This window comes from Klebsiella variicola (genome assembly GCF_000828055.2).
Classification (GTDB): Bacteria; Pseudomonadota; Gammaproteobacteria; order Enterobacterales; family Enterobacteriaceae; genus Klebsiella; species Klebsiella variicola.
The window spans coordinates 4,710,202-4,733,566 of record NZ_CP010523.2; the positions used below are offsets into that span (position 1 = coordinate 4,710,202).

The 23,365-nt window shown below is 57.8% G+C and carries 23 protein-coding genes and 3 tRNA genes; 8 read left to right on the top strand and 18 right to left on the bottom strand.

Going from position 1 to position 23,365, the window contains the following annotated elements:
• The first annotated feature begins 5 nt into the window (after positions 1-5).
• Positions 6-521: an inosine/xanthosine triphosphatase gene (yjjX, locus tag SP68_RS22025; protein WP_008807517.1), complete on the top strand. Its 516-nt coding sequence runs from the start codon at positions 6-8 to the stop codon at positions 519-521.
• Here yjjX and trpR read toward each other — a convergent pair.
• The gene (trpR, locus tag SP68_RS22030) at positions 508-837 is read right to left on the bottom strand and encodes a trp operon repressor (protein ID WP_008807518.1); all 330 of its coding nucleotides are present in this window, start codon (positions 835-837) and stop codon (positions 508-510) included. The genes yjjX and trpR overlap by 14 nt on opposite strands.
• An 88-nt stretch (positions 838-925) precedes the next feature.
• Positions 926-2,863: a murein transglycosylase gene (sltY, locus tag SP68_RS22035; protein ID WP_040972824.1), complete on the bottom strand. Its 1,938-nt coding sequence runs from the start codon at positions 2,861-2,863 to the stop codon at positions 926-928.
• 228 nt (positions 2,864-3,091) lie between these two features.
• Here sltY and ettA point away from each other — a divergent pair, with 228 nt between their 5' ends.
• Complete coding sequence (gene ettA / locus SP68_RS22040; RefSeq protein ID WP_012968984.1) at positions 3,092-4,759, top strand: energy-dependent translational throttle protein EttA; 1,668 nt, start codon at positions 3,092-3,094, stop codon at positions 4,757-4,759.
• A gap of 175 nt (positions 4,760-4,934) precedes the next feature.
• On the opposite strand, the gene nadR is transcribed toward ettA, so the two are convergent.
• From nadR to serB, 3 genes are read right to left on the bottom strand one after another with little or no spacing between them, the layout of a single operon-like run.
• Entirely contained in the window at positions 4,935-6,167 is a 1,233-nt protein-coding gene (gene nadR, locus SP68_RS22045; RefSeq protein WP_002887802.1) for a multifunctional transcriptional regulator/nicotinamide-nucleotide adenylyltransferase/ribosylnicotinamide kinase NadR, read from the bottom strand.
• 21 nt (positions 6,168-6,188) lie between these two features.
• Positions 6,189-7,571, bottom strand: coding sequence for a DNA repair protein RadA (gene radA, locus SP68_RS22050; protein WP_002887800.1), 1,383 nt, complete (start codon positions 7,569-7,571; stop codon positions 6,189-6,191).
• A gap of 9 nt (positions 7,572-7,580) precedes the next feature.
• The gene (gene serB, locus SP68_RS22055; protein ID WP_016160266.1) at positions 7,581-8,552 is read right to left on the bottom strand and encodes a phosphoserine phosphatase; all 972 of its coding nucleotides are present in this window, start codon (positions 8,550-8,552) and stop codon (positions 7,581-7,583) included.
• Positions 8,553-8,656: 104 nt separating this feature from the next.
• On the opposite strand from serB, the gene SP68_RS22060 reads away from it, so the two are divergent.
• Positions 8,657-9,304 carry a YtjB family periplasmic protein gene (locus SP68_RS22060; RefSeq protein WP_012542920.1) on the top strand — a complete coding sequence of 216 codons (648 nt, stop codon included), beginning with the start codon at positions 8,657-8,659 and terminating at the stop codon, positions 9,302-9,304.
• On the top strand, positions 9,304-10,320 hold the full coding sequence (lplA, locus tag SP68_RS22065) for a lipoate--protein ligase LplA (protein WP_040972809.1): 1,017 nt from the start codon (positions 9,304-9,306) through the stop codon (positions 10,318-10,320). The genes SP68_RS22060 and lplA overlap by 1 nt, the downstream gene beginning before the upstream one ends.
• Before the next feature lie 89 nt (positions 10,321-10,409).
• Here the strand turns inward: lplA and deoD are convergent, their stop codons facing one another.
• From deoD to SP68_RS22125, 12 genes are all read right to left on the bottom strand, one after another.
• Complete coding sequence (deoD, locus tag SP68_RS22070; protein ID WP_004886539.1) at positions 10,410-11,129, bottom strand: purine-nucleoside phosphorylase; 720 nt, start codon at positions 11,127-11,129, stop codon at positions 10,410-10,412.
• Between the two features lie 102 nt (positions 11,130-11,231).
• Positions 11,232-12,455 (bottom strand): phosphopentomutase, encoded by a 1,224-nt coding sequence (deoB, locus tag SP68_RS22075; protein WP_016160264.1) that lies wholly within the window; start codon positions 12,453-12,455, stop codon positions 11,232-11,234.
• 52 nt (positions 12,456-12,507) lie between these two features.
• Positions 12,508-13,830: a thymidine phosphorylase gene (deoA, locus tag SP68_RS22080; RefSeq protein ID WP_022065752.1), complete on the bottom strand. Its 1,323-nt coding sequence runs from the start codon at positions 13,828-13,830 to the stop codon at positions 12,508-12,510.
• Positions 13,831-13,943: 113 nt separating this feature from the next.
• On the bottom strand, positions 13,944-14,723 hold the full coding sequence (gene deoC, locus SP68_RS22085) for a deoxyribose-phosphate aldolase (RefSeq protein ID WP_074184587.1): 780 nt from the start codon (positions 14,721-14,723) through the stop codon (positions 13,944-13,946).
• A 415-nt stretch (positions 14,724-15,138) separates the two neighbouring features.
• Positions 15,139-15,924 (bottom strand): TatD family hydrolase, encoded by a 786-nt coding sequence (locus tag SP68_RS22090; protein WP_022065753.1) that lies wholly within the window; start codon positions 15,922-15,924, stop codon positions 15,139-15,141.
• Positions 15,921-16,994 (bottom strand): patatin-like phospholipase family protein, encoded by a 1,074-nt coding sequence (locus tag SP68_RS22095; protein WP_008807527.1) that lies wholly within the window; start codon positions 16,992-16,994, stop codon positions 15,921-15,923. Before SP68_RS22095 ends, SP68_RS22090 begins: the two co-directional genes overlap by 4 nt.
• 153 nt (positions 16,995-17,147) lie before the next feature.
• The gene (locus SP68_RS22100) at positions 17,148-17,309 is read right to left on the bottom strand and encodes a DUF1328 domain-containing protein (protein WP_002887716.1); all 162 of its coding nucleotides are present in this window, start codon (positions 17,307-17,309) and stop codon (positions 17,148-17,150) included.
• A gap of 129 nt (positions 17,310-17,438) precedes the next feature.
• Positions 17,439-18,059, bottom strand: a complete 621-nt coding sequence (gene osmY, locus SP68_RS22105) for a molecular chaperone OsmY (RefSeq protein WP_008807528.1) — start codon at positions 18,057-18,059, stop codon at positions 17,439-17,441.
• Positions 18,060-18,278: 219 nt separating this feature from the next.
• Entirely contained in the window at positions 18,279-19,868 is a 1,590-nt protein-coding gene (gene prfC, locus SP68_RS22110; RefSeq protein WP_008807529.1) for a peptide chain release factor 3, read from the bottom strand.
• A gap of 90 nt (positions 19,869-19,958) precedes the next feature.
• Positions 19,959-20,636, bottom strand: a complete 678-nt coding sequence (gene yjjG / locus SP68_RS22115) for a pyrimidine 5'-nucleotidase (protein ID WP_008807530.1) — start codon at positions 20,634-20,636, stop codon at positions 19,959-19,961.
• A 14-nt stretch (positions 20,637-20,650) separates the two neighbouring features.
• Positions 20,651-21,097: a ribosomal protein S18-alanine N-acetyltransferase gene (gene rimI / locus SP68_RS22120; protein WP_008807531.1), complete on the bottom strand. Its 447-nt coding sequence runs from the start codon at positions 21,095-21,097 to the stop codon at positions 20,651-20,653.
• Positions 21,066-21,479: a DNA polymerase III subunit psi gene (locus tag SP68_RS22125; protein ID WP_004146046.1), complete on the bottom strand. Its 414-nt coding sequence runs from the start codon at positions 21,477-21,479 to the stop codon at positions 21,066-21,068. The genes rimI and SP68_RS22125 overlap by 32 nt, the downstream gene beginning before the upstream one ends.
• A 102-nt stretch (positions 21,480-21,581) precedes the next feature.
• Here SP68_RS22125 and rsmC point away from each other — a divergent pair, with 102 nt between their 5' ends.
• The 4 genes from rsmC to SP68_RS22145 all read left to right on the top strand — a co-directional run bounded on the left by rsmC (position 21,582) and on the right by SP68_RS22145 (position 23,101).
• Positions 21,582-22,610, top strand: a complete 1,029-nt coding sequence (rsmC, locus tag SP68_RS22130) for a 16S rRNA (guanine(1207)-N(2))-methyltransferase RsmC (protein ID WP_008807532.1) — start codon at positions 21,582-21,584, stop codon at positions 22,608-22,610.
• 171 nt (positions 22,611-22,781) lie between these two features.
• A tRNA-Leu gene (locus SP68_RS22135) sits at positions 22,782-22,868 on the top strand.
• A 28-nt stretch (positions 22,869-22,896) separates the two neighbouring features.
• Positions 22,897-22,983: transfer RNA gene (locus tag SP68_RS22140), tRNA-Leu, on the top strand.
• Between the two features lie 31 nt (positions 22,984-23,014).
• A tRNA-Leu gene (locus SP68_RS22145) sits at positions 23,015-23,101 on the top strand.
• Positions 23,102-23,122: 21 nt separating this feature from the next.
• Here SP68_RS22145 and SP68_RS22150 read toward each other — a convergent pair.
• Positions 23,123-23,362, bottom strand: a complete 240-nt coding sequence (locus SP68_RS22150) for a DUF1435 domain-containing protein (RefSeq protein ID WP_023297035.1) — start codon at positions 23,360-23,362, stop codon at positions 23,123-23,125.
• Positions 23,363-23,365: the final 3 nt, after the last annotated feature.

The window sequence follows — 23,365 nt, forward strand, 5'->3', positions numbered from 1 at the left end:
TGATTATGCACCATGTTGTCTCAGCGACCACTAATCCCGCCAAAATTCAGGCAATTCTGCAGGCTTTTAACGAGATTTTCGGCGAAGGATCCTGCCATATTGAGTCCGTCTCCGTCGAGAGCGGCGTGCCGGAACAGCCCTTCGGCAGCGAGGAAACGCGCGCTGGCGCACGAAATCGCGTCGCCAATGCGCGTCTTGTCCAACCCAGTGCCGATTTCTGGGTGGCCATTGAGGCCGGTATCGACGATGGCAGCACCTTTAGCTGGGTGGTCATTGAAAGCGCTGATCGGCGCGGAGAAGCACGCTCAGCCACGCTGCCGTTACCTGAGGTTATTCTTGAGCAGGTTCGCGCTGGTGAAGCCCTGGGACCGGTCATGTCGCAGTATACCGGCATCGACCAGATCGGTCGTAAAGAGGGAGCGATTGGGGTTTTCACCGGTGGAAAATTAACCCGCAGCAGCGTTTACCATCAGGCGGTCGTGCTGGCGTTGAGCCCGTTTCATAACGCTATTTATCGCTAGCCAACAGCGTCTGTTCCAGCCACTGACGCAGTTCGGCCGGCGCTGATTTCAGGCTGTTCGACCCGCGGGTAATGGTCGCAATCCCGGCGCCGAGCTCATTTTTCAGTTCGCGCTGGCTCATCTCGCCGCGCAGCAGCTCTTCAATAATGCGCACCCGGGTGCCCAGCGCTTCGCGCTCGTCGGGGGTCAGCATCAGCTGCAGCAATGGCAGATGCAGATCCTCAGCATAGGCCTGCTGTAACAGCGCCACAAAGCGCAGCCACTCCTGATGACGTTGTTCGGCAACGGCCGCGGAATAAGGAGATTGTTGGGTCATATCGCGCCACCATATTGAGACGGGCAGCTTACGCTGCCCGTCGAATGTACTCTTCAACGAGTACAAAGCATAACATACTTCCCGGCGATCAGTAACGCTGCCGCCACTCCGCATCGCTGAAGAGCTTATCCTGCTGCCCCATAAAGTAGCGATAGTAGGCGTCATAGGAGAGGACATTCTTCACGTAGCCGCGGGTTTCCGAGAACGGAATACTCTCGATAAACGCCACCGCATCGATCCGTCCGGCGCTGTTCCCCTGCCAGGTACGAACCCGGCCCGGCCCGGCGTTATAGGCCGCCGAGGCATAGATACGGTTATTGCCGAACTGCTGGTAGACATACTGCAGATAGCTGGTGCCGATGTTGATGTTGGTTTCCGGATCCAACAGCTGCGACGGGCCGCTGTAGCCGGGAATGCTGAACATGCTGACGGTATGCGTCGCGGTGCCCGGCATAATCTGCATCAGTCCGCTGGCGCCAACCGGCGAGCGCACTTTCGGGTTCCAGGCACTCTCCTGGCGGGCAATCGCCATCGCATAGCTCTGCGGGATATCTTTGCCACTGATGTAACGCGCGAACAGATCGTTATACGCCAGCGGGAAGCGCTCCTCCAGCTGATCCCACAGTTTGCCGGCGATCGTCGCCTGCACGCTCAGATCCCACCAGTGCTGATCAAAAGCGTAACGCGCCAGCTGCGCCTGCTGGGATTTGGTTCGGCTGGTGACGAGGTTCGCCCATTCTGTGCGCGCGGTGTTATCCATATTCCAGTACATCAGCTCGCGTACCCGCGCCATCTCCGGACCGGAAGCCAGCGCCGGATCGATCGTTCCCGAGGCTTTATCGATGCGGAAGGTATACTCCTCGCCAAGTCGCTGCGCAGCGACCATCGGATAGAAGCCTCGCTGTTGCATCAACGAGCGAAGGATCGCCTGCGCCTCCTCGTCCCTACCGCGCTCCAGCAGCAGATCCGCTTGCCAGTAGCGCCATTCGTCTTTCTCTTTCGCCTCCATCGGCAGGCGCGCCAGCCAGGTGTTCAGACCATGGCGATCGCCCGTCCCCAGCGCCATCCGCACGCGCCGCTCCACCAGCGGCGTGGACTGTGAGCGCATGATCGCGTCATCGCGCCAGATAGCCTGCTCTTCGGTTACATCGGTACCCATCAGGCGCCAGGCGACAATATCACGTAGCTCCTGAGTCTGATCCTCATTGAGCTGCTGAGCCTGCACCAGCGAAGGGATCATCAGGCGGGCATTTTCCACATCCTGACGGGCGACGCTGGCGAAGGCGACGGCGGCCATCTGGCGGGTAAAGTCCGTCGCCCCGGTGGTGCGGGCAAAGGTCAGAACGCTGTTTGGATCGTTAGCCAGGGCGACGACGGCGGAAGCGATGCTCTGATAGTTGCCGGGCATTTGCTGAGCCAGCGATTTGACCAGCCCGATATTGCCGGCCTTCATCGCCAGGCGGATCCGTTCGAGATAGGCCAGCGGATCCTGCTGTCCGGAGTCGCGCCAGGCGCTGAACAGCGGCTCACAGGCGCCAGGCTGGTTCTTGCCCGTCAGCCACAGGTCTTTCGCCCCGCTCCAGGCTTCCTGCGACTGCCCCACGCTCAGCTTGGCGTAGTAATAGTTGCACTGTGCCTCGGTGCTGGTCGGCTTATCGGGACTAAACGCCAGTAGGCCGCGCCAGTCGCTGCGCCGGGCCAGCTCATTCACGAAGCGCGAACGTAATGAACGCGCCGGGGGCAGCGTCGGATTGGCGTCAATAAAGTTTTTCACCACCAGTGCCGGCTGGTTCATCAGATCGTCGGTGATCTGCCGGTACTGCAAATAGGGGTACAGGGGATAGGTGCTTAACGTGGGCATCAGCTGGTCGACTACATCCATCTGCCGGTTATCCCACGCCTGCTTAATTTGTGCGTAGCGGTTGCGCTGTTCATCCAGTGAATCCGCATGCGCCAGCTGACTCAACGTCAACAGACCAACGCTGGCAGCCAAAAGACGCCACGCCATTTTTTTGGCTTTTTCCACAAGCTCTTCCTCTTTCCGGTGCATTTTCGCAGCATCGTGCCGCTTAAAAGCCCCCGCCGGTTCGGCAGGCAGCTTTACTTATGCTAATCAGACAACGCTAAACGCGCCATGTCCTGGACATTTTTTTACGCTTCTGTGAATCCTGTCGCCTCGCTGGGATTAGCGCGCGAAAAAGGCTACACTTCGGCTTTGAACTATCTATCAAAATAGAAAGAGGCGAAGTCCAACGTGGCTCAATTCGTTTATACCATGCATCGTGTCGGCAAAGTGGTTCCGCCGAAACGTCATATTTTGAAAAATATCTCCCTCAGCTTCTTCCCTGGCGCGAAAATCGGTGTGCTCGGTCTGAACGGCGCCGGTAAGTCTACCCTGCTGCGCATCATGGCCGGTATCGACACCGAGATCGAAGGTGAAGCGCGTCCGCAGCCTGGCATCAAAATCGGCTACCTGCCGCAGGAGCCGCAGCTCAACCCGGAGCACACCGTGCGCGAGTCCGTTGAAGAAGCGGTCGCCGAAGTGGTTAACGCGCTGAAGGGTCTGGACGAAGTGTATGCCAAATACGCTGAGCCGGATGCGGACTTCGATAAGCTTGCCGCCCAGCAAGGCAAGTTCGAAGAGATTATCCAGGCGCACGACGGCCACAACCTGAACGTGCAGCTGGAGCGCGCGGCCGATGCCCTGCGCCTGCCGGACTGGGATGCGAAAATCGCGAATCTTTCCGGTGGTGAACGCCGCCGCGTCGCGCTGTGCCGCCTGCTACTGGAAAAACCAGATATGCTGCTGCTCGACGAACCGACCAACCACCTGGACGCCGAGTCCGTCGCCTGGCTGGAACGCTTCCTGCACGATTTCGAAGGCACCGTGGTGGCGATTACCCACGACCGTTACTTCCTCGACAACGTCGCCGGCTGGATCCTCGAACTTGACCGCGGCGAAGGTATTCCGTGGGAAGGCAACTACTCCTCCTGGCTGGAGCAGAAAGATCAGCGTCTGGCGCAGGAAGCTTCTCAGGAAGCGGCGCGTCGTAAATCCATCGAGAAAGAGCTCGAGTGGGTTCGCCAGGGCGCGAAAGGCCGTCAGTCTAAGGGCAAAGCCCGTCTGGCGCGCTTTGAAGAGCTTAACAACGTCGAATACCAGAAACGCAACGAGACTAACGAACTGTTCATTCCGCCAGGCGCGCGTCTGGGCGATAAAGTTCTGGAAGTCAGCCATCTGCGCAAATCCTACGGCGACCGCGTGCTGATTGACGATCTGAGCTTCTCGGTACCGAAAGGCGCTATCGTCGGCATCATCGGTCCGAACGGCGCGGGTAAATCCACCCTGTTCCGTATGATGTCCGGCCAGGAGCAGCCAGATTCCGGCACCATCACCCTGGGTGAAACCGTTAAGCTGGCCTCCGTCGATCAGTTCCGCGACGCGATGGACAACAGCAAGACCGTGTGGGAAGAAGTGTCTGGCGGCCTGGATATCATGAAGATCGGCAACACCGAGATGCCGAGCCGCGCCTACGTGGGCCGCTTTAACTTCAAAGGCGTCGACCAGGGTAAACGCGTTGGCGAGCTGTCCGGCGGTGAGCGTGGTCGTCTGCACCTGGCGAAACTGCTGCAGGTCGGCGGTAACGTCCTGCTGCTCGATGAACCGACCAACGACCTGGATATCGAAACCCTGCGCGCGCTGGAAAACGCCCTGCTGGAGTTCCCGGGCTGCGCGATGGTTATCTCGCACGACCGCTGGTTCCTTGACCGTATTGCCACCCACATTCTGGATTACCAGGATGAAGGTAAGGTTGAGTTCTTCGAAGGTAACTTTACCGAGTACGAAGAGTACAAGAAACGCACCCTCGGCGCCGACGCGCTGGAGCCGAAGCGAATCAAGTACAAGCGTATCGCGAAATAAAACGCAAAAAGGCAACTTCGGTTGCCTTTTTTATTGTTTGCTCCCTCTCCCACCGGGAGAGGGTTGGGGTGAGGGCAAGGTAAATGCAAAAAGGCAACGCAAGTTGCCTTTTTTAGGGTTTGCTCCCTCTCCCACCGGGAGAGGGTTGGGGTGAGGGCAACAGCCCGCAGAGGACCTACCCCTGCTCGCCCATCAGCTGTTTCACCAGCTCAACGCAGCGCAGGAACCGGGCATCGTAGTCCGACTCCTTAACATGGACAAACTCGATCTCGTTCTCTTTCAGCAGCGACACCAGCAGCGACTGAAACTCTTTACGATCCACCGAACTCCCAAGGCTGCGTAACCCATCGGCCACCCACGGGGTATTGTTCTCCAGCAGGATCACCAGGTCGAAACGGTATTCATCAATCAGCGCCTGCACGAACGGGTGCTCACGCCCCTCGTACTTCAGGCAGAAGGCCTGAGTGCTGACGAAGTCGGTATCGATAAACGCCACCTTGTTGGCGTATTTCACTGCAAAATCAATATACTGCGCATGTCCGAGGGCAATTTTATCGTAATCCGAATACTGGAGCGCCATCTCATCGCCGCCGAGATGTGAAAAGACATAATCCCGGCCATATTCCCAGGCGCTGGTGGTATTGAAGATATTGGCGAGCTTATTGACCAGCGTCGATTTACCGCTCGACTCGCCGCCGAGGATCGCCACCGTCCGCACAAAGAACGGTTTCACTTCCGTCGGAATATATTCCCAGTAGCGGAACGGGTTCTCGCGGATCTGTCCGCCGCTAATATTCATAAAGGTCCGCTTAGGATCGATAAGCACCGTCTCGATCCCCAGATGCTCAAGGTACTGCGGCGCATCGGCCTCTTCCGAGGTATAGATCCGGTTCGGCTCGATCCCTTTTTCACTCATAAAAGCGCGGATCCCATGACTCCAGACGTCCCAGCCATGCGGATAGGGCTCCATCCCCTCTTCATTGAAGGCGTGGATGCGAATATTCTTCTGATATTTAAAGGTCTGCAGCAGCCAGCGCAGGCGGTCAGGCACCGTCGGCTGCTGCGACATGGCGCTCTCTTCAAACAGCTCGCGGTCGCGGGTATCGTCATAGCCCATGATGATATGTAGCTCATCGACCTGGCTACAGGCGCGCTGTATCAGATAGATATGCCCGGTATGCAGCGGGTAAAACTTACCAAACACCACGCCGACGCTTTTCTGCCGGCGGGGAAACTCCAGCCCGAGGAAACGATGCAGCGCTTCAAGCTTCTGCGCGCTCGGGCTTTTGATTTTGGCATTCAGCAGCTGGCTGAGATACCCCTTGGTCATTCCGCTGGCTTCCGCCACCTGCTGCAGGGTACAGCCTTTCTGCTTAATGGCGCTTTTTAAATAGTCAAATGACGACATCGCTAATCTCCTTTTAACTTATTATAAGTCGTCAAAAACGCTTAGCGCGTCTGAAAGCTTTTTCACACCAAAGATTTGCATGCCTTCCGGTACTTTTTTCGGCACATTGGCCGCCGGGACGATGGCGCGGCGGAAACCATGCTTCGCCGCTTCGGATATACGCTCCTGACCGCTCGGCACCGGGCGAATTTCCCCGGCCAGCCCGACTTCGCCAAAGACCACCAGATCCTGTGGCAGCGGGCGATCGCGCAGGCTGGAAACCATCGCCAGCAGCAGCGCCAGATCAGCGCTGGTTTCGGTGACCTTCACCCCGCCAACCACGTTGACGAAGACGTCCTGATCGGCCATCTGCAGGCCGCCGTGACGATGCAGCACCGCCAGCAGGATCGCCAGACGGTTCTGTTCCAGCCCCACCGCCACGCGGCGCGGGTTGGACATCATCGAGTGATCCACCAGCGCCTGGATCTCCACCAGCAGCGGGCGGGTCCCTTCCCAGACCACCATCACCGAACTGCCGGAGGTGATTTCATCTCCCCGGCTAAGGAAGATAGCGGAGGGGTTGCTGACTTCGCGCAGGCCCTGCTCGGTCATGGCGAAAACGCCGAGTTCATTGACCGCGCCAAAGCGGTTTTTGTGGCTACGTAACGTGCGGAAACGGGAATCGGCATCCCCATCCAGCAGCACCGAGCAGTCGATACAGTGCTCCAGCACCTTCGGACCGGCCAGCGAGCCATCTTTGGTGACGTGGCCGACCATCACAATCGCCACGCCGCGAGTTTTAGCAAAGCGCGTCAAATAAGCCGCGGTTTCACGTACCTGGGCGACACTGCCCGGCGACGACTGCACGTCGGCCATATGCATCACCTGGATGGAGTCGATCACCATCAGCTGCGGCTTTTCTTCATCGGCGATCTGACAGATCTGCTCAATGCTGGTTTCCGAGAGCATGTTCAGGTTGGCCGTCGGCAACCCGAGACGATGGGCGCGCATCGCCACCTGTTGCAGGGACTCCTCCCCGGTGACGTACAGGGTTTTCATCCCCTCCGCCAGTTTGCAGAGGGTTTGCAGCAGCAGCGTCGATTTCCCGGCGCCGGGGTTGCCGCCAATCAGGATCGCGCTGCCCGGCACTACGCCGCCGCCCAGCACGCGGTCAAACTCTTTAAAGCCGGTGGAGAAACGCGGCAGCGCCTCCAGGCTGATATCTGACAGCTTCTGCACCTTCGACACGCCGGCGTTACCGGCATAGCCTGAAAGACGCTCGTTTCTCGCCACCTGCGGCGACGCGGCGATGCGCATCTCGGTGATGGTGTTCCAGGCATGGCAGGCGCTGCACTGCCCCTGCCAGCGCGGATAATCCGCACCACATTCATTACAGACAAATGCGCGTTTTGGAGCTTTCGCCACGTTTACCTCTTACTTTTGGTTCATGCTGCCCGAGAGAATACAGAATACCCCCATCAGGTCAGCGTGGCGGATAGTCACTTCCGCCTGTTCATTCACTTTAGGCTTCGCGTGATAGGCGATGCCGAGGCCTGCCGCCTTAATCATCGGCAGGTCGTTGGCGCCATCACCGATAGCCACAGTTTGCGCCGTTGGGATCTCATACTTTTCCGCCAGCTTGCGCAGCGTATTGGCTTTATATTTCGCATCGACGATATCGCCGAGCACGTTGCCGGTGAGCTTGCCGTCGCGGATCTCCAGCTCATTGGCGAACACCGCGTCGAGATGCAGCTTGTCGCGCAGGTACTCCGCAAAGAAGGTGAAGCCGCCGGAGGCGATCGCCACTTTCCAGCCTAACGTTTCCAGCTTGAGCACCAGCTGTGCCAGGCCCGGCATCAGCGGCAGCGCGTCGCGCACCTGCAGCAAAATACTGGCATCCGCATCTTTCAGTGTCGCCACGCGCTGGCGCAGGCTGGCGGTGAAGTCCAGCTCCCCACGCATCGCCCGCTCGGTCACTTCCGAGACCAGCTCGCCGGTGCCAGCCAGTTTCGCAATCTCATCGATGCATTCGATCTGGATCGCCGTGGAGTCCATGTCCATCACCAGCAGGCCCGGGGTGCGCAGATGGGGGATTTTACCCAATGGCGCGACGTCCAGCCCCGCCTCATGCGCCAGTCGCGTCGCACGGGGAGTCAGCGAACCGGCCAGGCGGATCACCTGGTAATCCTCGACCACCCAGGAGGCAACGATCACTAACGCGGCGCCCAGCTCGCGCTGCCAGTCCGTCAGACGGCGCTTATTCAGCCCACGCCCGTACAGCAGCCAGCCGCTGCGCCCGGCGTGATAATCCAGCGGCATGACCTCATCGCCGCTCAGGGAAAGCGGCAACCCAGGCCACAGGGAAACGTCTTCAGGCAGGTCGCACCAGGTCAAACTGTTAGGCATTACGGCTCCACATCTCTTCATTCAGGCGAGGAAAATAACGCATGAGGCTACCTTGTAACCAGCGCTTCTGGCAACATTAAGCTGCAAATTTTCAAAGGTGGAATATGGTTCGCGCAAAACTGAAATTCCGGCTGCATCGTGCGGTCATTGTCCTTATCTGTCTGGCGCTGCTCGTCGCACTGATGCAGGGCGCCTCGTGGTTCAGTCAGAACAGTCAGAAACAACGCAATCCGCAGCTGGAAGAGCTGGCCCGCACGCTGGCGCAGCAGGTGGTACTGAATCTCGTGCCGCTGATGCGCAGCGAAACACCGGACGAGAAGCGCATTAATCAACTGTTGACGCAGCTGACCCATAACAGCCGCGTACTGGACGCCGGCGTGTATGACGAACAGGGCGACCTGGTGGCACGCTCTGGCGAAAGCGTCGAGGTTCGCGACCGGCTGGCGCTGGATGGCAAAAAAGCCGGCGGCTACTTCAACCAGCAGATTGTCGAGCCGGTTCCGGGAAAAAACGGCCCGCTGGGCTACCTGCGTCTGACCCTCGATACTCATACCCTGGCGACCGAGGCGAAGCAGGTGGATAATACCACCAATATATTACGCCTGATGCTGTTGCTGTCCCTGGCTATCGGCGTGGTGCTGACCCGCACGCTGCTGCAGGGCAAACGCACCCGCTGGCAGCAATCGCCCTTCCTGCTCACCGCCAACAAGCCGGTTGAGGATGAAGACGATGAAAAGAAAGGAAATCTATAATGTCCACATTGCGCCTCCTGCTCTCTGACTCTTACGACCCGTGGTTCAACCTGGCGGTCGAGGAGTGTATTTTCCGCCAGATGCCCGCCACCCAGCGGGTGCTGTTCCTGTGGCGCAATGCCGATACCGTGGTCATCGGCCGCGCGCAGAATCCGTGGAAGGAGTGTAATACTCGCCGCATGGAGGAAGATCACGTGCGGCTGGCCCGTCGCAGCAGCGGCGGCGGCGCGGTGTTCCACGACCTCGGCAATACCTGCTTTACCTTTATGGCAGGCAAACCGGAGTACGACAAAACCGTCTCCACCGCTATCGTGCTGGCGGCGCTCAATTCACTCGGCGTAACCGCCGAAGCCTCCGGGCGCAACGATCTGGTGGTCAAAACCGACAGCGGCGACCGCAAGGTGTCTGGTTCCGCCTATCGCGAAACCATCGACCGCGGCTTCCATCACGGCACCCTGCTGCTGAATGCCGATTTAAGTCGCCTCGCTAACTACCTTAACCCGGACCAGAAAAAGCTACAGGCCAAAGGCATTACCTCGGTGCGCGGTCGCGTGGCGAACCTGGTTGAGCTGCTGCCGGGCATTACCCATCAGCACATTTGCGAGGCGATTCAGGAGGCGTTCTTCAACCATTACGGCGAACGGGTGGACGCCGAGGTGATCTCCCCGGACAACACGCCGGACCTGCCGAATTTTGCTGAGACCTTCGCCCGCCAGAGCAGCTGGGAGTGGAACTTCGGCCAGGCGCCGGCCTTCTCTCATCTGCTGGACGAGCGCTTTCGCTGGGGCGGCGTTGAGCTGCATTTTGATGTCGAGAAAGGCCATATCACCCGCACGCAAGCCTTTACCGATAGCCTGAACCCGGCGCCGCTGGAGGCCCTGGCGGCACGCTTAGTTGGCTGTCAGTATCGGGCGGAAGTCTTGCAGCAGCAGTGTGAGGCGCTGGTCGGCGATTTCCCGGAGCAGGAAGCGGAACTCAAAGAACTGTCGGCGTGGATAGCCGGCGCGGTGCGCTGATAAAAAAAGCCGGATGGCGGCTACGCCTTATCCGGCCTACAGATTTGATGCAAGCCCGGTAAACAAAGCGCCACCGGGCTATACCACGCTTACTCCTGGTCGCCCAGCAGTACCGATTCCAGCGCGATTTTGATCATATCGTTGAAGGTCGTCTGACGCTCAGCGGCAGTGGTCTGCTCGTGAGTACGGATGTGGTCGGAGACGGTGCAGATGGTCAGCGCTTTCGCGCCGAATTCTGCCGCCACGCCGTAGATCCCGGCCGCTTCCATTTCCACGCCCAGGATGCCGTATTTTTCCATCACGTCGAACATGGACGGGTCTGGCGTATAGAACAGGTCAGCGGAGAAGATGTTGCCTACGCGCGCGTCAACGCCCAGCGCTTTCGCCGCGTCTACCGCGTTACGCACCATGCCGAAATCGGCAATTGCCGCGAAATCATGGTCTTTGAAACGCAGACGGTTCACTTTAGAGTCGGTGCACGCGCCCATGCCGATCACCACGTCACGCAGTTTGACATCTTCACGCACCGCGCCGCAGGAGCCCACGCGGATGATTTTCTTCACGCCGAAATCGGTGATCAGCTCTTTGGTGTAGATTGAGCAGGACGGGATACCCATCCCGTGGCCCATCACGGAGATTTTGCGGCCTTTATAAGTACCGGTGAAGCCCAGCATGCCGCGCACGTTGTTCACTTCACGCACGTCTTCAAGGAAGGTTTCTGCAATGTGCTTCGCGCGCAGCGGGTCGCCCGGCATCAAAACGACGTCAGCGAAATCGCCCATTTCTGCGTTAATGTGAGGAGTTGCCATCTTCAGTTCCTTTTACATTGTTGTTTTTGCCGGGTGGCGGCTACGCCTTACCCGGCCTACAAATCGTAGGCCCGGATCGCTGTGCGCCACCGGGCAATGACCTCAGAACATGGCTTTGCCATATTCCATGTCAGACGTACCAAAGTATTTCGCAATAGTCTGGCCGATGTCCGCGAAGGTTTCACGGTGACCGAGCGAACCCGGTTTCACTTTCGGGCCGTACACCAGCACCGGAATATGCTCGCGGGTATGGTCGGTACCGGTCCAGGTCGGGTCACAGCCATGGTCGGCGGTGAGGATCAGAATGTCGTCCTCGCCAACCAGCTCCATCAGCTCCGGCAGACGGCGGTCGAACAGCTCCAGACCCGCCGCGTAGCCGGCGACATCGCGACGGTGGCCCCAGGAGGAGTCAAAGTCGACGAAGTTAGTGAAGACGATGGTCTCGTCGCCCGCTTCCTTCATCTCTTTGATGGTCGCGTCGAACAGCGCGTCCAGCCCGGTGGCTTTCACTTTCTTAGTGATGCCGCAGTTGGCGTAGATGTCGGCGATTTTACCCACGGACACCACGTGGCCGTTCTTCTCGTCAACCAGCTTCTGCAGCACGGTCGGCGCCGGCGGTTCGACCGCCAGATCGTGACGGTTGCCGGTACGCTGGAAGTTACCGGCTTTGTCGCCGATAAACGGACGGGCGATGACGCGGCCAATGTTATAGCCGCCTTCGGTCAGCTCTTCACGCGCAATTTCGCACAGCTCATACAGCTTGTCGAGGCCAAAGGTCTCTTCGTGACAAGCGATCTGGAACACCGAGTCAGCGGAGGTATAGAAGATCGGTTTCCCGGTTTTCATATGTTCTTCGCCGAGCTGATCGAGGATCACCGTCCCGGAGGAGTGGCAGTTGCCGAGGTAGCCCGGCAGGTTGGCGCGTTTCACCAGCTTATCCAGCAGCTCCTGCGGGAAGCTGTTTTCATGGTCGCTAAAGTAGCCCCAGTCAAACAGCACCGGCACACCGGCGATTTCCCAGTGACCGGACGGCGTATCTTTACCAGAAGAGAGTTCATGCGCCCAGGCATAGGCACCAATCACTTCGGCATTGCCATCCATTCCGGCGGCAATTTTACCGGTAGAACCTTCATGCGCTTTCACCAGACCCAGACGGGTCAGGTTCGGTAAATTCAGCGGGCCTTTGCGGCCATTGTCAGCCTCGCCTTTGGCGCAGGCTTCCGCAATGTGGCCCAGCGTATCGGCGCCGACGTCGCCAAAGCGGTCTGCGTCTTCCGTTGCACCAATCCCAAAGGAGTCCAGCACCATGATAAATGCACGTTTCATCTTGTTCTCCATACATCTTGCGCTGCAAAAAAGCGATCAGATCAGTATATCGCTATTCAGTGATGCGGCGATAGACTGTCGGTGTAATTTCCGGGGCTTTATCGTCCAGTTTAATGGCCGCTTTGACCGCTTTCGCGGCCTCCTGCCAACTGTTCTCGTCTTTGGCATGGATCACCGCCAGCGGACGCTGTCCGTCAACGTGGTCACCCAGACGCGCCATATCGGTAAAGCCAACGCTATAGTCAATGGTATCTGATGCCTGGCGGCGGCCGCCGCCCATAGAAACCACTGCCATTCCCAGCGCGCGAGTATCCATCGCGCTGATAAAACCTTCGGTATCAGCATAGACCGCTTTGCTCAGCATCGCCGTCGGCAGATAATGATCATAATTCTCGACAAAGTCGGTCGGCCCTTTCTGCGCCGCGACCATGCGGCCAAAGACTTCCGCCGCTTTACCGTTCTCCAGCACCGCCTGCAGCTTCGCGCGCGCCTCGGCGTCATCCGCCGCCAGCTTGCCGGAGATCAGCATTTCCACACACAGCGCCATCGTCACGTCGAACAGGCGTGGGTTGCGATATTCGCCGGTCAGGAACTGCACCGCTTCGCGAACTTCAACGGCGTTGCCGGCGCTGGATGCCAGCACCTGATTCATATCGGTCAGCAGCGCGGTGGTACGCACGCCGGCGCCGTTGGCAACACCCACGATCGCTTCGGCCAGCGCGGCAGAGAGTTCATAAGTCGGCATAAAGGCGCCGCTGCCGACTTTGACGTCCATCACCAGCGCGTCCAGCCCTTCCGCCAGTTTCTTGGCCAGAATCGAGGCGGTAATCAGCGGGATGGAGTCCACCGTCGCGGTAATATCGCGGGTGGCATAGAAACGTTTGTCGGCCGGAGCAAGCGAGCTGGTCTGCCCGATAATCGCCACGCCGACATCTTTAATAATCTCGCGGAAGCGGTTGTCGTCCGGGAAGATATCGAAGCCCGGGATCGCTTCCAGTTTATCCAGCGTACCGCCGGTATGGCCGAGGCCACGCCCGGAGATCATCGGTACATAACCGCCGCAGGCGGCCACCATTGGCCCCAACATCAGCGAGGTCACGTCACCCACGCCGCCGGTGGAGTGTTTATCGACGATCGGGCCGTTGAGGTTAAGACTTTTCCAGTTGAGAACGGTGCCGGAATCCCGCATCGCCATGGTCAGCGAAACACGCTCCGGCATGGACATATCGTGGAAGAAAATGGTCATCGCCAGCGCGGCGATCTGCCCTTCTGAGATAGTATTGTCGCGGATGCCGTTGATGAAAAAGCGGATCTCTTCATCGCTTAATGCATGACCATCACGTTTTTTACGAATAATTTCTTGTGCGAGAAACACGGTAACCTCCCAAAGAGAATAAATTGCCGGATGACGGCGCGAGCGCCTTATCCGGCCTACAGGCATCCATTCGTAGGCCGGATAAGCGCAGCGCCATCCGGCAAATCAAGGGATTAGTAGCTGCTGGCGCTCTTGCCGTCGCCGTGACCCAGCGCTTTCAACAGGCTAGCCAGCAGGCTGGATGCGCCAAAACGATAGTGACGAGAATCGGCCCAGTCGGCGCCGAACAGTTCATCAGCGATCGCCAGGAACTGCTGCGCATCTTCCGCGCTGCGTACGCCGCCGGCAGGCTTGAAGCCAACGGTTTTCTCAACGCCCATATCGCGGATCACTTCCATCATGATGCGCGCGCTTTCCGGCGTGGCATTCACCGGCACTTTACCGGTCGAAGTCTTGATAAAGTCAGCGCCTGCCTTGATAGAGATTTCAGACGCTTTGCGGATCAGCGCTTCTTCTTTCAGCTCACCGGTTTCGATGATCACTTTCAGCAGCACGTTGGCCGCCGCGCAGGCCTCTTTACAGGCTTTCACCAGCTCGAAACCGACCTGCTCGTTGCCGACGATCAGCGCGCGGTACGGGAAGACCACGTCCACTTCATCGGCACCGTAAGCGATCGCTGCGCGGGTTTCCGCCAGCGCAATGTCGATATCGTCATTACCGTGCGGGAAGTTGGTGACCGTGGCGATGCGAATATCCGGCGTTCCTTGCTCGTTCAGCGTTTTACGGGCAATCGGGATGAAGCGCGGGTAGATACACACCGCCGCAGTGTTACCCACCGGGGTTTTCGCCTGATGACACAGGGCAATGACTTTCTCATTGGTGTCGTCGTCATTCAGGGTGGTCAGGTCCATCAGTTTTAACGCGCGCAGGCTGCTTGCTTTTAAATCAGTCATTTCATACTCCGCCGGCGTCATGCCGGATCAATAGTTTGTTCACCTTGCGAGTCTGTTACTATTGTAACATCCACTCGCTGTTACACTTCGACATTCATCACAGTTAATGAAAACTACTTACTAATTTGCATTACTGTGATGTGATTCAAGTCACAATTAATCATCCACTATCGCGACGCTTACCTTTACGTCCTGTTTAAGCATAACCGGCAAAGCGCAGTGAGTGATGATGTTATTATTCTAACATATCCTACTAAGGTTTCTCGACGCCATGGCGCACAATTTGTGCACATCGTCGCCATAAACAACAGTTTATTATTGAGATATAAAGAATTTTAGATGGACAAAAAATGATGGAATTATCACAGAAGGCCAAAATCGAGGCCTGCTTCATCTCGGGCGGAAAAGGAGAGGCTTAGCCCGCGAGCGCGGAAAAGAGGCTTTTTGTATTCGCCATCACCGCGGCTTCAATCGTCGGTGCCGGTTCCGCGCGCAGTTCACATAGCGCGTCAAATACGCGCGCCACCTGTTCAGGGCGGTTCGGCTGACCCTGAAAACCATTCAGCGGCATATCCGGCGCATCGGTCTCCAGCAGCAGCGCGGAAAGCGGCAGACGCGCCATCACTTCGCGGGTTTTGCTGGCGCGCGGATAGGTAATGGTGCCGCCAACGCCAATCTTATAGCCGAGCTGAACGAAGCGCTCGGCCTGCTGTAGGCTGCCGGCGAAGCCATGTACCACGCCGGTGCGCGGCAGGGCATGTTTTTTCAGCAGCATCGCCAGCTTATCGTGGGTACGTCGGGAGTGGAGGATCACCGGCAGATCGTAACGCTTCGCCAGCCTCAGTTGCTCCTCCAGCAGCGCTTGCTGGCGGTCAAACTGCGGATCGTCGCGATAGAGATCGAGGCCAATCTCCCCCACCGCCACCAGTTTTGGCGGACGCAGGGACAGACACCTCTCCAGCTGCGCCAACCCCTCATCGGCATGCTGCTCAATGACGATCGGATGCATGCCCAGCGCGGCGTACAGCGCCTCATGCTGCGCCGCCAGCGCCAGCACCCGGTTAAAACGCGCAGCGGAGATGGCCGGGACAATGATCTGCCCGACACCGGCCTGGGCCGCGCGCGCCAGGCTGGCGGTTTCATCCTCGGCGAAGGGAGGAAAATCGAAGTGGCAGTGGGTATCGATAAAACGGTGGCTCATGCCAGATCCTCATGATCAAAGCTGGCGTCATTCGCCTGCGGTGCAGGAATGACAGTCGCCTGAGGCGCTTCATTGGCCACCGGTACGGGCGGCACCACCACCGGCGCAGGCCGGGCAATACGCGGCGCATGGCGCAGCAGCGGCGGCTGGTCGGCCAGCAGTTTACCCACCGTCGCCAGGAAATAGCGGCCACACTGACGTCCGGTTTTGTAGTCCTCCAGCAGCGCCGGCAGCCGACTGCCAAGCGCCATACTGCGCAATGGCCGCTGCGGGTAGATTTCGAAGATCCGCAGCTTGCCGGGTGGCTTCTCGATGAACTGCTGGATAGCGCGGTAAGTGTTTTCGTGGTGGTGCACCAGATTGACCAGCGGCTGCAGGCTGCTCTCCCCCAGCCAGCGCTCCATCCGCTTAAACCACTGCGGGGTATAAAACATCTGCGAGGGGACGGTACGGATCACCACGATGGTCTGCGCGCCGCGGCGGGCCGCCTCCTGCACCGGGATCGCATCGCTGACGCCGCCGTCAAGGTAGCTGACGCCGTCGAGCAACACGCCGCTGCGATAAAAGCCGGGGATGGCGCTGGAGGCGCGGATCAGGTCCAGCCACGTTTGCGGCGTCGGCGAAAAATAGCTGGCAGAGTAATCGTCACCGCGGCAGGCGCACAGCCACAGCTCTTTCCCCAACGCGAACTGCGCTTCAGCATAATTCATGGCCAGCGGCATCTGCTGCGAAGTGGCCTCCACCAGCCAGTCGAGATCGATAAGGTTGCCGCCGCGCACAAAGCGCATCGGATCGAAAAACTGGCGTGAGGTGGTGTAGCGGGTGATAACTTTGCGGGCATAGCCTTGCTGATTACACATGTAGGCGGAGAGGTTTTGCGCGCCAGCGGAGGTCCCCAACATCAGATCAAAGGGGTTAAATCCGGCGCGCATAAATTCGTCCAGCACCCCGGCAGTAAAAATCCCTCGCTGTCCCCCGCCTTCGCATACCAGCGCCAGCTTACCTGGTCGGAAGGGTTTAACCGCCAGCGGGGCGATATTGCCCAGCGTGACGGGAATGCGTTGCCCCACCCTGCTTTCCTGTTCGATTGGTCTTCTCCTGACAAGGTAACGCAATTTGCCCATCGCTTAAACCGCGAAAGCCAGTCCGCAGGACTGGCTTTGTGTAAGATGACGTGTCAGTAAAAATGCTCAGGCTTCAGCATCGCCCGCATCGCGGGCCACCTAAGGACGTCTGCGTCCTGTAAACAGGCTCACCAGGAACAGGATAATCCCGACGACAAAGACGATTTTCGCGGCGCCAGCGGCAGTACCCGCCAGACCACCAAAGCCCAGGGCCGCAGCAATTAATGCAATGACCAGAAAAATAATTCCCCATCGAAACATACTTTTCTCCTTACCATAATGGACGGTGAACAGCGGTTTGCGCACCCTTTCTGTATAGCTCATCGCTCAGAGGATGCTGCTATTCGTTCGGCAACCTTGGCCAGACAACACTTTTGTTAATAACTCGATTTACTTAACGCTAAGATCGTTGCGGACGCTTTTCACGCCGGAGACCGCTTTCGCAATCTCTGCCGCACGCTCCGCCTGCGCCGCGGAAGCCACCGTACCGGTCAGATGCACCGCGCCGGCGTTGGTTTCGACTTTCACATTGCGCGAAGGGACAATGTCATCCGCCAGCAGCTTGGCTTTCACTTCGCTGGTAATGGCGGTATCCCCGGCATAGCCTTTCAGCGTCGCCGTCTCGCTCGATGATTTATGATGGACCGTCAGCTTGTCGTTAACGTGCGAGACGCCTTCGACCCCTTTCGCTACGCTCAGTGCCTGACTTTTCTGTTCAGTACTGGTGACGTCGCCGCTGAGGGTGACCACTTTATTCTCCGTTTTCACCGAAATATCGCCGGAGTTAATATCTTTATGGTCGATCAACGCCGCTTTTACCCGCGCGGTAATGGTGCTGTCATCCATAAAATCGCCGACTTTATTAATCGAATTGTCTACCGCCTCTCCCGCATTGCTGGCAGCCGACTTCGCACTGTCTACCGTTGTTTTTTCCGTCTCTGCCGAGGCGTTCAACGCGGCTAAGCCTAAGAAGAGCGCCAGCAACATATTGGCATTCTTTAGTCTGGTCATCGTGATGTCCTCGTTTTTTCACCAGCGCTGGCGTCTGAAAGCAGTGAATTACGCCAGCATTTTTAAAATCACGAATTAAATATAGTAGACAGACGAAGGGGTTGCGGATGATATGGACAAAAAACAGACGAATTAGCGGTGTTTTAAGAACTTTCCAGAAGGAGGGAAACGCGAGCTTGGAAAGAAAAAAGCGCGGGCTATGCCGCGCTTCATCAGGGATTAGTGCTCGCGCGTTTTGCGGAACACCACGTCAGGATAACGCTCCTGCGTCAGGTTCAGGTTGACCATTGTCGGGGCGATATAGGTCAGATTATCGCCGCCATCCAGCGCCAGCTGAACTTCGTTTTTACGTTTGAACTCTTCGAATTTCTTCACATCCGTGGATTCAACCCAGCGCGCGGTGGCCACGTTGACCGATTCGTAAATCGCTTCCACGTTGTATTCGCTTTTCAGACGCGCTACCACCACGTCAAACTGCAGCACACCAACGGCGCCGACGATCAGGTCGTTATTGGCGATCGGACGGAAGACCTGTACCGCGCCCTCTTCAGAGAGCTGAACCAGCCCTTTCAGCAGCTGTTTCTGCTTCAGCGGATCCTTCAGGCGAATACGACGGAACAGTTCCGGTGCGAAGTTCGGAATACCGGTGAACTTCATCATCTCGCCCTGGGTGAAGGTATCGCCAATCTGAATGGTGCCGTGGTTATGCAGGCCGATGATATCGCCCGGATACGCTTCTTCAACGTGAGAACGGTCGCCGGCCATAAAGGTCAGCGCGTCGGAAATCACGACGTCTTTACCGATACGCACCTGACGCAGCTTCATGCCTTTTTCATATTTGCCGGACACCACGCGCATGAAAGCCACACGGTCGCGGTGTTTCGGGTCCATGTTGGCCTGAATTTTAAACACGAAGCCGGTGAATTTCTCTTCCGTGGCGGTGACTTCACGCGTGTCGGTGTTACGCGGCATCGGCGCCGGCGCCCACTCCACCAGGCCATCCAGCATATGGTCAACGCCGAAGTTACCTAACGCGGTCCCGAAGAACACCGGGGTGATTTCGCCCGCCAGGAACAGATCTTTATCGAACTCGTTTGACGCGCCCTGCACCAGCTCCAGCTCGTCGCGCAACTGCTGCGCCAGGTCTTCCCCCACCGCTGCGTCGAGTTCCGGGTTGTTGAGCCCCTTCACGATGCGCACTTCCTGAATGGTGTGGCCTTTACCGGTCTGATACAGGTAGGTTTCATCTTTGTAGAGATGATAAACGCCTTTGAACAGCTTGCCACAGCCGATAGGCCAGGTAATCGGCGCGCAGCCGATTTTCAGCTCATTCTCAACTTCATCCAGCAACTCCATCGGATCGCGGATATCACGGTCGAGTTTGTTCATAAAGGTGAGGATCGGCGTGTCGCGCAGACGGGTAACTTCCATCAGCTTACGGGTCCGGTCTTCAACGCCTTTCGCCGCGTCGATCACCATCAGACAGCAGTCAACCGCCGTCAGAGTACGGTAGGTATCTTCGGAGAAGTCTTCGTGCCCCGGCGTATCCAGCAGGTTCACCAGGCAGTCGTGATACGGGAACTGCATCACCGAGGTGGTGATTGAGATCCCACGCTGCTTTTCCATCTCCATCCAGTCGGACTTTGCATGCTGGCTGGAGCCACGGCCTTTTACGGTACCGGCGGTCTGAATCGCCTGTCCGAACAGCAGCACCTTTTCGGTGATGGTGGTCTTACCGGCATCCGGGTGAGAAATAATGGCAAAAGTGCGGCGTTTGGCCACCTCTTGCAGATAAGGAGACAACGTCATAATTAATCTTCTAAGTAAACGCAGCAACGGGCTGCGCATGTGGAATACGAAAAATTGCGGCTATTTTACCCATCAATGGGGGGGAGGCAATCAGTGTTTACACAGGAGCTGCTCCAGTTCGCTTAACGAGGTCACCGTCCAGTCGGGCTGCAGGTCTACCGGCAGCGTTTGCTGGTGCGCATTCAGCCAGCAGGTCGCCAGGCCGGCATTCACGCCGCCGCGGATATCCGACTCAGCGGTATCACCGACCATCAGTACTCGCGAGCGCGGTGGATTACCCGCCTGCGCCAGCGCGTAATCGAAGATGCGCGCATCCGGCTTGGCGACGCCGACTTCTTCAGAAATAATCAGTAAATCAAAGTGATCGCGTAAACCTGTGCGTTCCAGACGAGTCTGCTGCAGCGAGGTAAAACCGTTGGTGATGATGCCCATCCTGACCTTGCCCTGCAGCGCGTTGAGCAGCGAGACCGCCCCCGGCAGCGGGGCACAGATTTCCGCCATCGCATTCATAAACGCGTCGTTGAGCTCACCCGGCTTAACATTCAAACGTTCCGCCCAGCTGTCAAAGCGCTGGTGCTGCAGCTGCAGCGAGGTGATGACGCCGTTTTGATAATCCACCCACAGCGGCTTATTCACGGCCTGATAGTCCTGAAAATCTTCGGCGGTAAATGTCACGCTGTAGTCGAGAAACATCCGCTGTAAGCCGCTGAAAGAATCAAACGAAAACAACGTTTCATCGGCATCAAAGAAAATCCAGTCCCATTTCATCGTATCACCTTGTCTTACATACTGATTGGCAGAGCCATAATAATGGCGTCTTCGCGCCCGTCGACCGTCGGATAGTAGTTGCGGCGGATGGTCGCTTCGTTAAAACCCACGCTTTCATAGAGCGCAATGGCGGCTGCGTTGGAAGCGCGCACCTCCAGCCACAGCGTGACGACGCCGCGTTTTTCAACTTCATCGATAACATGTTCCAGCAGTTCCCGTCCCAGGCCACGGCGCTGGTATGCGGGGTCGACGGCGATGTTAAACAGCGTCGCTTCATCAAGGACAATCTGAGTAATGGCAAATGCCGCCATTTCCCCATCCACTGCCAGTTGGTAATTCAGATAACGTTCACCCTGATTGCTGGCAAAGGTCTGTTCGCTCCACGGGAAAGCGTGGGCGCGTTTTTCGATTTGCCAGGCGTTGGATAAATCAGCCGTGCTGAGGGTAGAAATCGTGTTCATGTGCGCAGATTTGTTGCCAGAGCGCCCTGCGAGCAGGCGCGCTGGTCTGAAGTTCATCAAAAGCGGGGGTGGACACCTGGGCGCCCGCCAGCGGCAGCGACGCCTCTGTGCCCAACCGCCAGCTGTTGCAACGGCTGTCCTGCGGCAGCATCGCCACCCGCTCGGGGGTAAGCTGCAGGACCTGATCTGGCGTCACGGCCAGCGCGCGTAATATGTCGCCAATCAGCGGCTCTGTCAGCGACGGCGGGGTTTCTGCCACCATCACCAGACGAATATGTTCAGGAAGCGAGATAGCGATTTCGCCCTGCAACGCCCCCGGTCGGCGCAGCGACCACTGGGTAATGCCCAGCTGCTGTAATTGCCAGTCTCGTCGGGATGTCATAGCGAAACACTCCTGGTAAACAAGCGCGCAATATAGCAAATCCGTCGTATCTGCGCCAACAAACTACTATAATCGGCGCCAGTCTTAATGAAGGAGTGTTTCATGTCCGCTTTTACCCCGGCAAGTGAAGTCTTGCTGCGCCACAGTGATGATTTCGAGTCCGCCCGCGTTCTGTTTGCCGGTGACCTGCAGGATGACCTGCCTGCGCGTCTGGATACCGCGGCCAGCCGCGCTCATACCCAACAGTTCCACCACTGGCAGGTGCTGAACCGTCAGATGGGTGACAACGTCCGTTTTAGCTTAGTGGCCGAGGCCGCCGACGTCGCCGATTGCGACACCCTGATCTACTACTGGCCGAAGAACAAACCCGAGGCGCAGTTCCAACTGATGAACCTGCTCTCTCTGCTGCCAGTGGGAATCGATATTTTCGTCGTCGGGGAAAACCGTAGCGGCGTTCGCAGCGCAGAGCAAATGCTGGCCGAATATGCCCCGCTGAATAAAATCGACAGCGCCCGTCGCTGTGGCCTCTACCATGGTCGTCTGGAAAAGCAGCCAACCTTCGACGCCGACGCATTCTGGGGCGAGTATGCGCTGGATAATCTGACGATTAAAACGCTGCCTGGCGTGTTTAGTCGCGACGGTCTGGACGTCGGCAGTCAGCTGCTGCTGTCCACTCTCGAGCCGCATACCAAAGGGAAAGTGCTGGACGTCGGCTGCGGCGCGGGCGTGCTGGCCGCAGTGCTGGCCAGCCATTCGCCGAAGGTGCGTCTGACCCTGTGCGACGTCAGCGCCCCGGCGGTCGAAGCCAGCCGCGCGACGCTTGCCGCTAATGGTTTTGCAGGCGATGTGTTTGCCAGCAACGTCTTTTCGGAGGTCAATGGTCGCTTCGACATGATCATCTCCAACCCACCATTCCATGATGGGCTGCAGACCAGCCTCGAAGCGGCCCAGGCGCTGATCCGCGGCGCGGTTCGCCATCTGAACAGCGGCGGCGAACTGCGCATTGTCGCCAACGCCTTCCTGCCGTATCCCCAGGTACTGGATGAGACATTTGGCTTCCATGAAGTGATCGCCCAAACAGGACGGTTTAAGGTCTATCGCACCATCATGACCCGCCAGGCGAAAAAATAATCGTCTTCTGGCGCCAGCGGCCCATTTGTGGTGCCGCTGGCCCTTCTTCGCGGCAAACCCGCCCATTTTTGCAGCAATCGATACAACCTGCATAATTAACTATTGACGTGCCGCCGAAAACCACTAGAATGCGCCTCCGTGGTAACGATACTTTCATAGTGTCGATGGTATGCGAAGGTGGCGGAATTGGTAGACGCGCTAGCTTCAGGTGTTAGTGTCCTTACGGACGTGGGGGTTCAAGTCCCCCCCCTCGCACCATAATCCACAAAGATATTGCTCGCACTGGGCGAAGGTGGCGGAATTGGTAGACGCGCTAGCTTCAGGTGTTAGTGTCCTTACGGACGTGGGGGTTCAAGTCCCCCCCCTCGCACCAACGAGGCAATATCCTAAAGAAAGAATACTGTGCGAAGGTGGCGGAATTGGTAGACGCGCTAGCTTCAGGTGTTAGTGTCCTTACGGACGTGGGGGTTCAAGTCCCCCCCCTCGCACCAATATTCTTTTCTCTTCCGGCATTATCCCCCTAGTTTAAAATCCAGAATCATCAGCATTATTCCACCAATCAATGCAACGCAAGATGGCAGCAGGATAAAATGGCGCAGTTGACGATGCCATATCATCGCTGCGGACATCAGCATGCCCACCGTGACCAGCGTCCGCCACACATCGGCCGAGACTCCGGCATACCCGAGAGCGGCAATCAGCACGCCGGGAACCACCACACCCCAACCACTCCCTAATGCCCGCTGCAACATGGT